Here is a 12,902-nt window from a genome sequence, read left to right as displayed (position 1 = left end):
GCGCCGACTACGCCCACTGGCTCCAACCCGAGCATTCACCAAACATCACCATCCACCGTCTTAACTGAACGGTATTGGGGCTAACACGGGCTAACAATTGTTGAGTGACGCCGGACGGTCACCCGCTCTCGCCCGGCGAATCGCGGCGCTTGCCCTACCGGCGCTGGGTGTGCTGGCCGCCGAGCCCTTGTACCTGCTCTTCGATACCGCCGTGGTGGGTCGGCTCGGGGCGTTGTCGCTCGCGGGTCTGGCGATCGGCAGCCTGGTGCTCGGCATGGTCGGTTCGCAGGCGACGTTTCTGTCTTACGGGACGACCGCGCGCTCGGCGCGCCACTTCGGGGCTGCCGATCGGGCGGCGGCCGTCACCGAGGGCGTGCAGGCGACCTGGTTGGCGGTGGGTCTCGGCGGGTTGACGGTCGTCGTGGTCGAAGCCGCGGCGGTGCCGCTGGTGTCGGTGATCGCCGGGCCCGGCGGCACGGGCATTTCGGGAGCGGCGCTGCCGTGGCTGCGGATCGCGATTCTGGGGGTACCGGCGATTCTGGTTTCGCTCGCCGGAAACGGCTGGATGCGTGGGGTGCAGGACACCATGCGGCCGCTGCGCTATGTGGTCGCCGGTTTCGGGGTATCGGCATTGCTGTGCCCGCTGCTGGTCTACGGCTGGCTGGGTATGCCGCGGCTGGGGTTGTCCGGTTCCGCGGTGGCCAATCTGGTTGGTCAGTGGCTGGCGGCGCTGTTGTTCGGGGGTGCGTTGCTGGCCGAGCGGGTTCCGCTGCGGGTCGATTGGCCGGTGTTGCGCGCACAACTGGTGATGGCTCGTGACCTGATCGTGCGGGGTCTGGCTTTTCAGGTGTGTTTCGTCTCGGCTGCGGCGGTGGCCGCGAGGTTCGGCGCCGCCGCGCTCGCGGCACACCAGGTGGTGCTGCAATTGTGGGGTTTCCTTGCCCTGGTTCTCGATTCGCTGGCCATCGCGGCGCAGGCGCTGGTCGGCGCGGCCCTGGGTGCCGGTGACGTGGCGCATGCGAAGTCGGTGGCCTGGCGGGTGACGGTGTTGTCGCTGCTGGCGGCGGGCGTGCTCGCCGCCGCGTTAGGCTTAGGGGCCCCGCTGCTGCCCTCGCTGTTTACCCATGACCGATCGGTGCTTGCCGCGATCGCGGTGCCGTGGTCGTTCCTGGTAGCCCAATTACCCTTCGCCGGAATTGTTTTCGCTCTTGACGGGGTGTTGCTGGGGGCGGGTGATGCTGCCTTCATGCGCACCGCCACCGTCGTCAGCGCACTGATCGGTTTTCTGCCGCTGACCTGGTTGTCGTTGGTGTATGGCTGGGGGCTGGCGGGTATCTGGTCGGGCCTGGCCACGTTCGTCGCGCTGCGGCTGCTCTTCGTCGGATGGCGGACGATCAGTGGCCGGTGGGCATTGACGGGGACGGTCTGACGCGCCGGAATTGCCGTGATGGCTGTCGTTGGGTCCGTGTATTCAACCGGCCGATACACTGCGCCGGTGACCCCCCGTCTCCCGGACGCGCGTCGATCGCGCCACCGGCCGTGGCGGGATTACGCGCTGTTCCTCGTCCTGGTGGGCCCGAACGTCGGGCTGCTGCTGCTCTTCATCTACCGCCCACTGGCCGACAACATCAGGTTGTCGTTCTTCGACTGGAATGTCTCCGACCCCAAAGCCGACTATGTCGGGTTCTCCAACTACGCCGAGTGGTTCGCCCGCGACGACACCCGCCAGATCGTGCTCAACACGGCAGTGTTCACCACCGCCGCGGTGGTGGGCTCGATGGCGCTGGGGCTGGTGCTGGCCATGCTGCTCGATCAACGGTTGCGTGGCCGGAATCTGGTGCGCTCGATGGTATTCGCGCCCTTCGTGATCTCCGGGGCGGCCGTCGGCCTGGCGGCCCAGTTCGTCTTCGATCCGCACTTTGGTCTGGTACAGGACTTGCTGGCGCGCATCGGAGCAGAAGTGCCCAACTTCTACCAGGATGCGCACTGGGCGATGTTCATGGTGACCGTCACCTATGTCTGGAAGAACCTCGGATACACCTTCGTCATCTATCTGGCGGCGCTGCAAGGGGTGCGCCGAGATCTGTTGGAAGCGGCCGAAATCGATGGCGCCAGCCGGTGGACCACGTTTCGCCGGGTGCTGTTGCCCCAGCTGCGCCCCACCACCTTCTTTTTGTCGATCACCGTGCTGATCAACTCGTTGCAGGTGTTCGACGTGATCAACGTCATGACCCGTGGCGGCCCGCAGGGCACCGGTACCACGACGATGGTCTACCAGGTGTATCTGGAGACGTTCCGCAACTTCCGGGCCGGCTACGGCGCAACCGTCGCCACCATCATGTTCCTGGTGCTGCTGGCCATCACCTATTACCAGGTGCGAGTCATGGATCGGGGGCAGCGGCAGTGACATCACCAGGCCGTCGCGCCGCCGCGCGCTTGCTCGGTTATGCCGCGATGTCGCTGGTCGTGGTAGTGATCGCCGGGCCGTTGGTGTTCGTGTTCTTCACCTCGTTCAAGGACCAGCCCGACATCTATTCGCAGCCCACGACCTGGTGGCCACCGTGCTGGCATCCGCAGAACTACCGAACCGCTACTGAGCAGATTCCGTTCTGGACCTTCCTACGCAACTCGGTGGTCATCACATCGGTGCTGGCGGGGGTGAAGTTCATGCTCGGCGTGCTCAGCGCGTTCGGCTTGGTGTTCGTGCGGTTTCCGGGCAAGAATGTGGTGTTCCTGGTGATCATCGCCGCGCTGATGGTGCCCAACCAGATCACCGTGATCTCCAACTATGCGCTGATCTCACAACTGGGTCTGCGCAACACTTTTCCCGGCATCATCTTGCCGCTGGCCGGTGTCGCTTTCGGAACATTCCTGATGCGCAACCACTTTCTGTCGCTGCCTCCCGAGATCATCGAAGCGGCCAGAATGGATGGCGCGCGCTGGTGGCAACTTCTTGTGCGGGTGGTGTTGCCGATGTCGGGGCCCACCATGGTGGCCTTCGGCATCATTACTGTGGTCAATGAATGGAATGAGTACTTGTGGCCGTTCCTGATGTCTGACGACGAATCGGTGGCGCCCCTGCCGGTGGGGCTGACCTTCCTCCAACAGGCCGAGGGCATCACCAACTGGGGTCCGGTGATGGCGGTGACGCTGCTGGCGATGTTGCCGATCTTGCTGATTTTCATTGTCCTGCAACGCCAAATGATCAAGGGTCTGACGTCAGGTGCGGTCAAGGGTTAGGGTGCCATGGATCCGGTAAGCCGCCGACGGTTCCTCGCGCTGGCAAGTGCCGCCGCCGCGGGAGCGACAGCCGGGTGTGCGGGGATGGGCGGCAGCGGCGGGGTGAAGTCGGGCTCCGGTCCAATCACCTTCTGGTCCTGTCATCCCGGCACATCCACCGCGGTGGAGAAGGAGTTGATCAATCGATTTCAGCGCCGCTTTCCGGACTTGCCGGTCAAGCTGATCGACGCCGGCAAGGACTACGAGGAAGTCGTGCAGAAGTTCAACGCGGCGCTGATCGGAACCGATGTCCCCGATGTCGTGTTGTTGGACGACATCTGGTGGTTCCATTTCGCCCTCAGCGGTGTCATCACCCCGCTTGAAGACCTGTTCGACGAAGTCGGGGTGGACACAATCGACTACGTCGACTCACTGCTGGCCGACTACGAGTTCAACGGCCGACACTATGCCTTGCCGTATGCCCGCTCGACACCGCTGTTCTACTACAACAAGGCGGTATGGAACCGCGTCGGCCTGCCGGACCGTGGGCCGCAAACCTGGCAAGAATTCGACGAGTGGGGTCCCGACCTGCAGCGTGCCGTCACCGCCGGCAACTGGGCACACGGCTGGGCCAACGACACGCTCATCTCCTGGACGTTCCAGGGGCCGAACTGGACATTCGGCGGCGCCTACTCTGACGAGTGGACGCTGAAGTTCACCGACCCGGCCACCATCGCGGCCGGCAACTTTTATCGGGATTCTATCCATCGCAAGGGGTATGCGGCGATCGCCAACGATATCAACAATGAGTTCGCCACCGGCATCGTGGCCTCGGCGCTGGCATCGACCGGCGCCTTAGTCGGCATCACCGCAGCTGCCCGCTTCAATTTCGGCGTGTCGCCACTGCCCACCGGCCCGGGTGGAGCGCCCGGCTGCCCGACCGGCGGGGCCGGGCTGGCGATTCCCACCAAGCTATCCCACGAACGAAAAGTGAACGCGCTCAAGTTCATCGCATTCATCACCAATGCGGCCAACACCGCGTATTTCAGTCAGCGCACTGGTTATCTGCCCGTGCGAAAGTCCGCCGTCGACGACCCGAGCGAGCGGCAATACCTGGCGGCGAACCCCCGCGCCCGAGTGGCGCTGGACCAGCTTCCGCACACCCGCCCGCAAGATTACGCACGCGTTTTCCTGCCCGGCGGAAACCGCATCATCTCGACCGGACTGGAATCCATTGGGCTGAAAGGAGCCGACGTCACGTCAACCTTCGCCGACATCAACCAGCAACTGAAAATCATCCTCGACCGGCAAATCAAGCGAAAGCTACCCGGTCATGGCTGACATCCGGTATTCCGCAGTGACCCATCGGTATCCCGGCGCCGACGTGCCAGCCGTCGTCAACCTGGACCTCGATATTGCCGACGGCGAATTTCTGGTCCTCGTCGGCCCCTCCGGTTGCGGCAAGTCCACAGTCCTTCGGCTACTGGCCGGGCTGGAATCGGTCGAAAGTGGCCAGATCACTATCGGTGGTGTGGACGTGACGCATCTGCCGCCACGGGAACGCGACGTAGCGATGGTTTTTCAGAACTATGCCCTGTACCCGAACATGACCGTGGCCGCCAACATGGGGTTTGCCCTGCGAAACGGCGGGATGTCGCGCGCAGCCACTCGGCAGCGCGTGCTCGAGGTCGCTGACATGCTGGAATTGACTGAGCTGCTTGATCGTAAGCCGTCGAAGCTCTCCGGTGGGCAGCGTCAGCGGGTGGCGATGGGACGGGCGATCGTGCGGCGGCCGCGGGTGTTCTGCATGGACGAACCGCTGTCGAATCTGGATGCCAAGCTGCGGGTGAGCACCAGGTCGCAGATCTCCGGGCTGCAGCGTCAGCTGGGCACCACCACCGTCTACGTCACCCACGACCAGGTGGAGGCGATGACCATGGGTGATCGGGTTGCCGTGCTCAAAGACGGTGTGCTGCAACAGGTCGACGGTCCTCGCACGCTGTACGACGACCCGGTCAACACCTTTGTGGCAACGTTCATCGGGGCCCCGGCGATGAACCTCATCGAGGCCACCGTGAGCAATGGTGCGCTGACGTCGCCCGGGCTGGCGATTCCGGTTCCACGCGGGGCGGTCGGGCGGGTGCTGGTCGGCATCCGGCCGGAGTCCTGGGATGTTGTGCCGGCCGGGACCGCGGGATCGTTGAGTGTTCGGGCCGAGTTGGTGGAGGAGTTGGGGTTCGAATCCTTTGTGTATGCAAGCCCTCTCGAGCAGGAGGGCTGGGCGTCACGTGCGCCGCGGGTCGTGGTCCGCACCGACCGCCACACCGCGGTCGGGGTAGACGACACGCTGGGGATCCTGCCGCGCCCGCAGGAGGTGTGCTTCTTCGACAGCCGGACCGGGACTCGTATCCGCTGAGGATCGACTGCCGCTGGTAGCCGCGACACTGCAACCATGCAGACGACACGCCGGTGGCGGTCGCGGTGGTTTCAGTCTCGATGAACGCAATCCCAGCAGAACCCCGACACAAGCCGAGTCGGGTCCTAGCGCACCTGGGAGCGTCCGCGTTGCAGCACGGCCTCCCGGTTTGCGGCGATGTCGTCGCCGCTGGTGCGAAATTGCCTGGCGGCCATGGCCTCCAGCCACAGTCCGGCGCTGGTGTGGGCGTCGTCGATGCGGTGGTAGGACGCCAGCAGGGCGCGCACCGCGTTCTGGTTGTTGCCGACGATGGACGCCGCGACGCGGCGGGCGGTGGGCAGCAGTTCGTCGTGCGGCACGACCTCGGTAACCAGGCCGGCCCGCAGCGCGTCGGCGGCGGAAAGGTAGTCGCCGGTAAGGCTCATCCGGCGGGCCATACCCACGCCCACCTTCTGTGGTAGCCGCACGCTGAGCCCCCAGGTCGGCAGCAGGCCCACCCGGGCATGAGTGTCGGCGAAGCGGGCGTGCTCCGAGGCGATCAGGATGTCGCAGTAGAGCGCCAGTTCGAGTCCGCCGGTCACCGCCGCGCCGTTGATGGCCCCGATCACCGGCTTGGTCATGGCCGGCCAGCGCGGTGAGATGTCCGGCAATGCCGAATGGCCGCCGAGCTCTTTGAGGTCCAGTCCCGCGCAGAACACCGGATCGGCGCCGGTGAGGATGATGACGTCGACGTCGTCGTCGGCGTCGGCTTCGGACAGCGCCCCGAAGAAGCGGTCCCGCAGCGCCGCCGACAGCGCATTGCGGGACTGGGGGCGGTTAAGGGTCAAGGTGCGGATCCGCTCGTCGGTGTGGATCAGCAGGATGTCGTCGGTCATAGGGCAACCGTAGCCAGTTGCGGGCGTCGGGCTGTACCGCTGCACCCGTAAATGGCCGGGAATGGCTGGGCAATGTACGTCCGATGAACAATTGTCAACCGGCTTGGACGTTCGGTCCGGGGAAAGCTACGCTTCGCTTCAACAGATTAACAAGTGCAAGTAACAACTGTTGTGTACGCAACAGTGTGACTTTGCTCACTGTGTGGGATGGGCGGTGGATCAAGCACCAACACCGATGCCGCCACGTCCTCGCTAAGGAGACGACGCGAATGGATTATGGCGGTTTACCACCGGAAGTCAACTCTGCGCGAATGTATACCGGCCCGGGGTCGGCGTCGATGACTGCCGCGGCATCGGCATGGAGCGCGCTGGCAGCCGAATTGGATTCCGCGGCAGCCGGTTATGAAACGCTGGTCAACCAGCTGGCCGGGGAAGGGTGGTTGGGCCCGGCATCGACGGCGATGGCCGCCGCCGTCGCTCCCTATGTTGTCTGGATGCGGACCACCGCCGCGCACGCCGAGCAGACGGCCATGCAGGCGAGAGCCTCGGCGGCCGCCTACGAGAACGCTTTTGCCGCGATGGTGCCACCGCCAGCGATCCTGGCCAACCGTCTGCAGTTGACCGAGTTGATGCAGTCGAACGTCTACGGTCAGAACACCTCGGCGATAGCGGCCTTGGAAGCCCAGTACGGGCAGATGTGGGCCCAGGACGCCACCGCCATGTACGAGTACGCCGCCGCCACAGGGTCCGCCACCACCCTGACTCCGTTCAAGCAGCCGCCGCACATCGTCAACCCGGCCGGCGCATCCGGCCAAACCGCTGCGGTCACTCAGGCCGCTGCCACCTCGGCCGGCGCCAGCCAGTCAGCCCTTGCCCGTCTCATTTCGGGGATTCCCACGATGTTGCAAGGGCTCGCTACGCCGGTTGCTTCGGCGGTGTCGAGTTCACCGCTGGCGTGGCTGTGGCAGATCCTGTTCGGAACGTCCACATTTCCCACGTCGATCGCGGCGTTGCTGACCGACTTGCAGCCATACGCCAGCTTCCTCTACAACACCGAGGGCTTGCCCTATTTCAGCATCGGTATGGCGAACAACTTTGTTCAGTCGAGCAAGACTTTGGGGTTGCTCGGCGGCGCCACCCAGGCCGCGGCCGCCGCCGGCGGCGCGGCGCAGGGCGGCTTAGCGGGTTTGGGAAGCCTGGTGGGCGGCGGCGGGCAGGTATCGGCCGGTTTGGGCCATGCCGGGTCGATCGGCGGCCGGTTGTCGGTTCCACCCTCGTGGGCGCAGGCCCTGCCGGACGTCGAGTCCATCCCGGCGCGTATGCCGGTCGAAACGTTCAAATTCGCACCCGACGGCGCCGGTGCCGGAAACCTGTTGGGTGGCATGCCGCTCACCGGTCCGGCGGGGCACGGCGCGGCTGGTTCCGGTCCGCGATACGGTGTTCGGCCCACCGTCATGGCGCGTCCGCCGTTTGCCGGATAACACTGATGACTACCGATAAGGCACCGAGCGGCCGAAAACCTGGCCCGCGGGTCAACGCCTGTGCTGTGGCAATTCTGCGGCTGCGGGTCTTGCCCGCGGGTGTCGATCCGCAGTCACGGAGACGCCGATGATGTTCGGCGATTACGGGGCGCTGCCTCCGGAGATCAATTCCGCGCGGATGTATGCGGGTCCAGGTGCGGGATCCATGCTGGCAGCAGCCGCGGCTTGGGATGCGCTGGCAGGTGAGTTGGGCGCGATGGCGTCGGGTTACTCGTCGGTGATCTCCGAACTGACCGGCACGGCATGGATTGGTCCGGCGGCGGCTTCGATGATCGCCGCTGCCGCCCCGTATGTGGCATGGCTGAGCGCCACCGCAATCCAGGCCGAACACACCGCGAGCCAGGCCAGGGTGGCCGCCGCTGCCTACGAGACTGCCTTCGCCATGACGGTGCCCCCGCCGACGGTTGCCGCCAACCGCGTTTTGCTGCTGACGCTCGTCGCGACGAACTTCTTCGGGCAGAACACGCCGGCGATCGCGGCCACCGAAGCTGAATACGCCGAGATGTGGGCCCAAGACGCAGCCGCGATGTACGGCTATGCCGGTTCGTCGACAACCGCCACCGCGCTGACTCCGTTTAACCCTCCGCCGACGACTACCGGACTGAGCGGACCGCTTCAGCAAACAGCAGCGGTGGCCGAAGTCGCCGCGACATCTGCGGGGACGGCACTATCGGCAAAGTTTGGGGGGCTCGCCTCCAGTCCGGCGATATGGCACGCACTGGCGCGACTGTCGTCGAACACATTGTTCCCGGGATATGCGGCATTCGCACAATGGCTCGAGGCGCTGCTGCCCGACATCACTCCCGCGGAACGGACGGCGCTGGTGCGGCTGGCCGGCTTGAGCTATTTCGGGATGGGGATAGCACAGTTCATTGCCTCGATCGCACAGCAAACGATACCGGGGACCCCCGGCGGCGCCGGCGACTCAGGGTCTTCGGTTCTTGACAGTTGGGGTCCCAAACTTCGCCTAGGGGCGCCGCCGGGCGCCGGGGCGGGCGGGGCGGCAGCGGTGCCCGAACAGTATTGGGAACGCCTCGATCGTCTGGCCAGGCCGGTGTCGGCGGTGCTGGGCAAGGCCGGGTCGATCGGGCCCTTGTCGACACCGAGCAGTTGGGACGCCAGCGTTCGGGCGTTTCACACCGTCCCCTTGGATCAGGAGTTCGACATCATCGGCTCCCTGGCGAACGCGAAGGCGAACGCCTACCTGCAGGGCATGCCGATGACAGCAGCCGGCAAGCACGCCGCCGCGGCTGATCAGCGATACGGATTCCGGTATCGGGTGATGCAGCGCTCCCCGTCTGCCGGGTAGCGGGGGATACCGCGCCCTATCGTTGAGACATGTGCCGAAACATCACCGAATTGCGCGGCCTGGAACCCCCGGCCACGTCTGCGGAGATCGCGGCCGCCGCGCGCCAATATGTGCGCAAGGTCAGCGGTATCACCCGTCCGTCGCCAGCCAATGCCGAAGCGTTCGAAGCCGCGGTTGCTGAAGTGACGGCGACGACGACGCGGCTGCTGGCCGCGTTGCCGGCGCGGCGTCAGCCACCCAAGAGTCTGCCGCCGCTGCGCCGGCCCGAAGTGTTGGCCCGCGTGGCGAGATCCCAGTGACGCCCGCGCTGAAGGAATGGAGTGCGGCCGTGCACGCGCTGCTCGACGGCCGTCAAACCGTGCTGTTGCGCAAGGGCGGTATCGGGGAGAAGCGGTTCGAGGTGGCGGCCGGAGAGTTCTTGTTGTTCCCGACGGTCGCGCACAGCCACGCGCAGCGGGTTCGTCCCGAGCATCGCGACTTGTTGCCGGCCGCGGCCGCCGACAGCACCGATGAGCGACTGGTGGTCCGGGCTGCGGCGAAAGTCGTTGCAGCACTGCAGGTTAACCGGCCTGAGGGGCTGGACGACATTCAGGATCTGCATATCTGGACCGCCGCGTCGATCCGCGCGGACCGGCTCGACTTCCGGCCCAAGCACAAGCTGGCCGTCCTGGTGGTGTCTGCGATGCCGCTTATTGAGCCGGTGCAGGTCACCCGCATCCCCGAGTACGGCGGTTGCACCAGCTGGGTTCAGCTGCCGATTGCGGCGAGTCTGGCGACGCCGGTGCATGACGGTGATGTGCTAGCGGAGGTGGCCGCCCGGGTCCGCGATGCGGTCGGCTGACGGGCCGACGGGTAGTACCAGCCGGGAATTGCTGAAATGCACCGAATGGGTGGCGGGCTTCGTCTGCCGGCCGGACAGCGCCGGTTCGCCGGTGCCGAGATTGGGTGCGTAGCGGGGAAACCAACTGCCGGCGACCAGGACGCGGATACGGGAGCTGGCTTTGAACCGGTGGGCGACGGCGTCGAGTTCGATGCGGACCGTCTCCGGCGCGTCCCCGAGCCGACGGTAGCCGTCGCTGACATTGCGGGATCGGCCGTTGGCGTCGACCTCGCTGACCCGGACGAACACGTCGACGTTGGGGTTGTCCGAGGAGTGCGTCAATTCGACGGCGGGGTTTCCGTAGACGTATAGATCGTCGGCGAGAGGGTTACCGGTGAAGCACAGCACGTCGTCGCGGCGCGCGAGCCGGCTGTCGTTGCGGTAGCCGCCCTTCGACAGCAGCGGACCGCCGGTGATGGGTGTCGGGTCGGTGGGATCGAAGCGGAAAGTCGCCGGTGGCGCGCCGGCCGGCGGCGCCGTCTTGTCGAGGCGGCCGTTCGGCTGCAGGTACAGCGCCTGTTCGGTGGTGGCCGGCGGCCACTGGGGCAGGGAGCGCCAGCCGTGGCGGTTCACGAAGATCCGGACCGCAGCCGCGCGGCGCGGGGCGGGCGCGTTGCCCAGGTGGGCGTCCAGCCAGTCCAACGACTCCCGAGCGCAGGTGGCCAGCCCCTTGCTCATCGTCTGGGTATGGGTCCACGGACCGATGGTCAGCGCCACCTCGACGCCTCGGTTGCGTAGCTGCCGATACTGGTGCAGCGTCTGGTCCAGGAAGATGTCCTGCCACCCGGTCAGCAGCAGGACCGGAACCTCAACACGGTCCAACGCGGCGGGGTAACGCCGTGATTCCCAGAAGGGGTGATCGTGGTCGGCGTTTTCTACCCAGGATTCGAACCAGGGCGCGCCCTCGCCCAGCAGTGTCCGGGCCGCCGAATTCATCGGCAACCCGGCGATGGCACGTTTCACCTTGCGCGGCGCCAGCAGCTGGCGGATCGCGCCTCGCAGCGGCCCCGATTCTTCTTGACGCGAAACCAGATAACTCCAGCCCAAGAAGTCGTTGACGGCAAATGATCCGGTGCTCCACACCGAGGCCCGGAAATCGTGCGGCCCTACGGTGATGACGGCCGCGGCCAGCTCCGGCGGCGGATCGTGCAGCAGCGCCCACTGGGTGAAGCCCAGGTAGGACAGGCCGACGGTGCCGAACCGGCCGGTGAACCACGGTTGGCGCCGCAGCCACTCGACGGTGTCGGCGCCGTCGGCCGCTTCGTTGGCCATCGGTTCGAATTCGCCGGCCGACCCGAAAGTTCCGCGCACGCTTTGCAACACCACGTGATAGCCGCGCGCGGCATAGAGCCCGGCGAACACCAAAGAAAACGGAAGTCCCCGCCCGTAGGGGCCGCGGACCAGCAGCGTGCCGACGGGTTCGGACGTCGTGGGCGCGTAGTGGTCGGCGACCAGGTGAATCCCGTCGCGCATGGGGACGTGCACCCGGCTCACGGTGTAGCGCGTGGTCGCACGCGGCAGACCCAGCAGGGCGCCAACCGCCCCCGGGACGGCGCGGCCGCCTCGCCTGCTCGGGCCGCGCTGCTCGGACCGTGGCGAGGTGGTGCTCACTGTGCGCGACCTAGAACTTGTAATACGGAGCCAGATCGTTGGCCCGTTGCAGGTTGGTGGCCGGGCAGTCGACGTCGGGCTCGGAGTAGACCGTCGAGTAGAACAGCGACTGCTGGATCACCCCATAGCTCGTTTTGAACGTCACCATGCACGAGGAGTACCAGAAGCTGTTGTGGTAGGTCGGCTTGAGCACCCAATACTGCGCGGCGCGGTGGCCGGCGATGGTGGTCTCGATGGCGTCCGCCGGCAGAGTCTGGGCGTAGCTGCGCCAGGTGATGGGCTCGACGGCCAGCTGATAGTTGCCCGCGTCGTAGTGGCACCGCAACCCCTCCTCGGCTTCCGGCGGTGTGTAGGCGAGGCCGAGGCGCTGGACTGCGTCGAAGGGAATGTCGTTGCACGGGTCGAACGGACTCGGATCGGTGGTCGCCACGATGGGGCTCTTCATGGTGGTCGACATCGGTTCTGCAGTTGACCGCAACTCGACACTGCCGTCGGCCGGCGACGCCGAGGCGCCATGCCAGCCCACGGTCCCCGCTACGGCAGCTGTGACCAGCGCACCGAGCGCTCCGGCCAGACGCACCTTGGCGAACACCACACCCCCTGCCTTTGGCGGTCCCTTTGCCGGGAGTGTACAAGTCCTCGCCGCGGCCGTCACAGAGGTTCGCTGAGTTGTGCACCCATGAGGCGCTTGGCATGCTGGGGTCTCCACATGGCATCAGGAGGTTGGGATGTTTCAGCTCAGCCCGGAGGAGTGGATGTCCTCGGCGGTGCACGTGACCGGTCAGGGTGAGGGGTTGGCGACAGCGCATTTGACGTCCGACTATCGGCTTCAGTCGGCGCAGGTGGGCTGGCAAGGCGCCTCGGCGACGGCGCTCGATGCCAAACTGGGCGACTGGTTAGAGGTGTCCAGGGCGCTGCTGACCCGGGTCGGTGACCACGCACGCGGCCTGCACGAGGCCGCTGTCCGGCACGCGGCGGCGGAGGAGGAAAGGGCACATGCGTTAGCGCGGGTCGGCGCTTCAGCCGTCGGTACGACGCGTCAGGTGTGATC

At 66.1% G+C, this 12,902-nt stretch carries 13 protein-coding genes; 10 read left to right on the top strand and 3 right to left on the bottom strand.

Going from position 1 to position 12,902, the window contains the following annotated elements; all coding sequences use genetic code 11:
- Nucleotides 1-100: 100 nt before the first annotated feature.
- The 5 genes from BST40_RS18435 (at nt 101) to BST40_RS18415 (ending at nt 5,635) form a co-directional block, all read left to right on the top strand.
- Nucleotides 101-1,429, top strand: a complete 1,329-nt coding sequence (locus BST40_RS18435) for an MATE family efflux transporter (protein WP_083155053.1) — start codon at nt 101-103, stop codon at nt 1,427-1,429.
- Between the two features lie 66 nt (nt 1,430-1,495).
- Nucleotides 1,496-2,407: a carbohydrate ABC transporter permease gene (locus tag BST40_RS18430; protein ID WP_239988022.1), complete on the top strand. Its 912-nt coding sequence runs from the start codon at nt 1,496-1,498 to the stop codon at nt 2,405-2,407.
- A gap of 47 nt (nt 2,408-2,454) precedes the next feature.
- A complete protein-coding gene (locus BST40_RS18425; RefSeq protein ID WP_075548985.1) occupies nt 2,455-3,240 on the top strand; it encodes a carbohydrate ABC transporter permease in 786 nt (261 codons plus the stop codon).
- Nucleotides 3,241-3,246: 6 nt separating this feature from the next.
- Nucleotides 3,247-4,560 (top strand): ABC transporter substrate-binding protein, encoded by a 1,314-nt coding sequence (locus BST40_RS18420; RefSeq protein WP_075548976.1) that lies wholly within the window; start codon nt 3,247-3,249, stop codon nt 4,558-4,560.
- Complete coding sequence (locus tag BST40_RS18415) at nt 4,553-5,635, top strand: ABC transporter ATP-binding protein (protein ID WP_075548975.1); 1,083 nt, start codon at nt 4,553-4,555, stop codon at nt 5,633-5,635. The genes BST40_RS18420 and BST40_RS18415 overlap by 8 nt, the downstream gene beginning before the upstream one ends.
- Before the next feature lie 125 nt (nt 5,636-5,760).
- Here BST40_RS18415 and BST40_RS18410 read toward each other — a convergent pair whose 3' ends face one another.
- The gene (locus BST40_RS18410; RefSeq protein ID WP_075548974.1) at nt 5,761-6,510 is read right to left on the bottom strand and encodes an enoyl-CoA hydratase; all 750 of its coding nucleotides are present in this window, start codon (nt 6,508-6,510) and stop codon (nt 5,761-5,763) included.
- Between the two features lie 269 nt (nt 6,511-6,779).
- Here BST40_RS18410 and BST40_RS18405 point away from each other — a divergent pair, with 269 nt between their 5' ends.
- The 4 genes from BST40_RS18405 (at nt 6,780) to BST40_RS18390 (ending at nt 10,201) form a co-directional block, all read left to right on the top strand.
- Nucleotides 6,780-7,991 (top strand): PPE family protein, encoded by a 1,212-nt coding sequence (locus tag BST40_RS18405; protein WP_075548973.1) that lies wholly within the window; start codon nt 6,780-6,782, stop codon nt 7,989-7,991.
- Nucleotides 7,992-8,118: 127 nt separating this feature from the next.
- Nucleotides 8,119-9,360: a PPE family protein gene (locus tag BST40_RS18400; RefSeq protein ID WP_082275596.1), complete on the top strand. Its 1,242-nt coding sequence runs from the start codon at nt 8,119-8,121 to the stop codon at nt 9,358-9,360.
- A gap of 29 nt (nt 9,361-9,389) precedes the next feature.
- Entirely contained in the window at nt 9,390-9,659 is a 270-nt protein-coding gene (locus tag BST40_RS18395) for a DUF2277 family protein (RefSeq protein ID WP_075548972.1), read from the top strand.
- Nucleotides 9,656-10,201, top strand: coding sequence for a DUF1802 family protein (locus tag BST40_RS18390; protein ID WP_075548971.1), 546 nt, complete (start codon nt 9,656-9,658; stop codon nt 10,199-10,201). Before BST40_RS18395 ends, BST40_RS18390 begins: the two co-directional genes overlap by 4 nt.
- On the opposite strand, the gene BST40_RS18385 is transcribed toward BST40_RS18390, so the two are convergent.
- Entirely contained in the window at nt 10,160-11,851 is a 1,692-nt protein-coding gene (locus BST40_RS18385) for a CocE/NonD family hydrolase (protein ID WP_075548970.1), read from the bottom strand. The two genes, BST40_RS18390 and BST40_RS18385, sit on opposite strands and share 42 nt — an antisense overlap.
- 10 nt (nt 11,852-11,861) lie before the next feature.
- Entirely contained in the window at nt 11,862-12,443 is a 582-nt protein-coding gene (locus BST40_RS18380; protein WP_063466276.1) for a DUF3558 domain-containing protein, read from the bottom strand.
- A gap of 136 nt (nt 12,444-12,579) precedes the next feature.
- On the opposite strand from BST40_RS18380, the gene BST40_RS18375 reads away from it, so the two are divergent.
- Nucleotides 12,580-12,900, top strand: coding sequence for a hypothetical protein (locus BST40_RS18375; protein WP_075548969.1), 321 nt, complete (start codon nt 12,580-12,582; stop codon nt 12,898-12,900).
- The last annotated feature ends 2 nt before the right edge of the window (nt 12,901-12,902 follow it).

The organism is Mycobacterium persicum, from assembly GCF_002086675.1.
GTDB classification, from domain to species: domain Bacteria; phylum Actinomycetota; class Actinomycetes; order Mycobacteriales; family Mycobacteriaceae; genus Mycobacterium; species Mycobacterium persicum.
This window is presented reverse-complemented; position numbering and strand designations above follow the sequence as displayed.

What these genes read in the sequence shown, in the direction of transcription:
- BST40_RS18425 (WP_075548985.1), top strand. Translation starts at nt 2,455, where the DNA reads ATGTCGCTGGTCGTGGTAGTGATCGCCGGGCCGTTGGTGTTCGTGTTC.
- BST40_RS18420 (WP_075548976.1), top strand. Translation starts at nt 3,247, where the DNA reads ATGGATCCGGTAAGCCGCCGACGGTTCCTCGCGCTGGCAAGTGCCGCC.
- BST40_RS18415 (WP_075548975.1), top strand. Translation starts at nt 4,553, where the DNA reads ATGGCTGACATCCGGTATTCCGCAGTGACCCATCGGTATCCCGGCGCC.
- BST40_RS18410 (WP_075548974.1), bottom strand. Translation starts at nt 6,510, where the DNA reads ATGACCGACGACATCCTGCTGATCCACACCGACGAGCGGATCCGCACC.
- BST40_RS18405 (WP_075548973.1), top strand. Translation starts at nt 6,780, where the DNA reads ATGGATTATGGCGGTTTACCACCGGAAGTCAACTCTGCGCGAATGTAT.
- BST40_RS18400 (WP_082275596.1), top strand. Translation starts at nt 8,119, where the DNA reads ATGATGTTCGGCGATTACGGGGCGCTGCCTCCGGAGATCAATTCCGCG.
- BST40_RS18395 (WP_075548972.1), top strand. Translation starts at nt 9,390, where the DNA reads ATGTGCCGAAACATCACCGAATTGCGCGGCCTGGAACCCCCGGCCACG.
- BST40_RS18375 (WP_075548969.1), top strand. Translation starts at nt 12,580, where the DNA reads ATGTTTCAGCTCAGCCCGGAGGAGTGGATGTCCTCGGCGGTGCACGTG.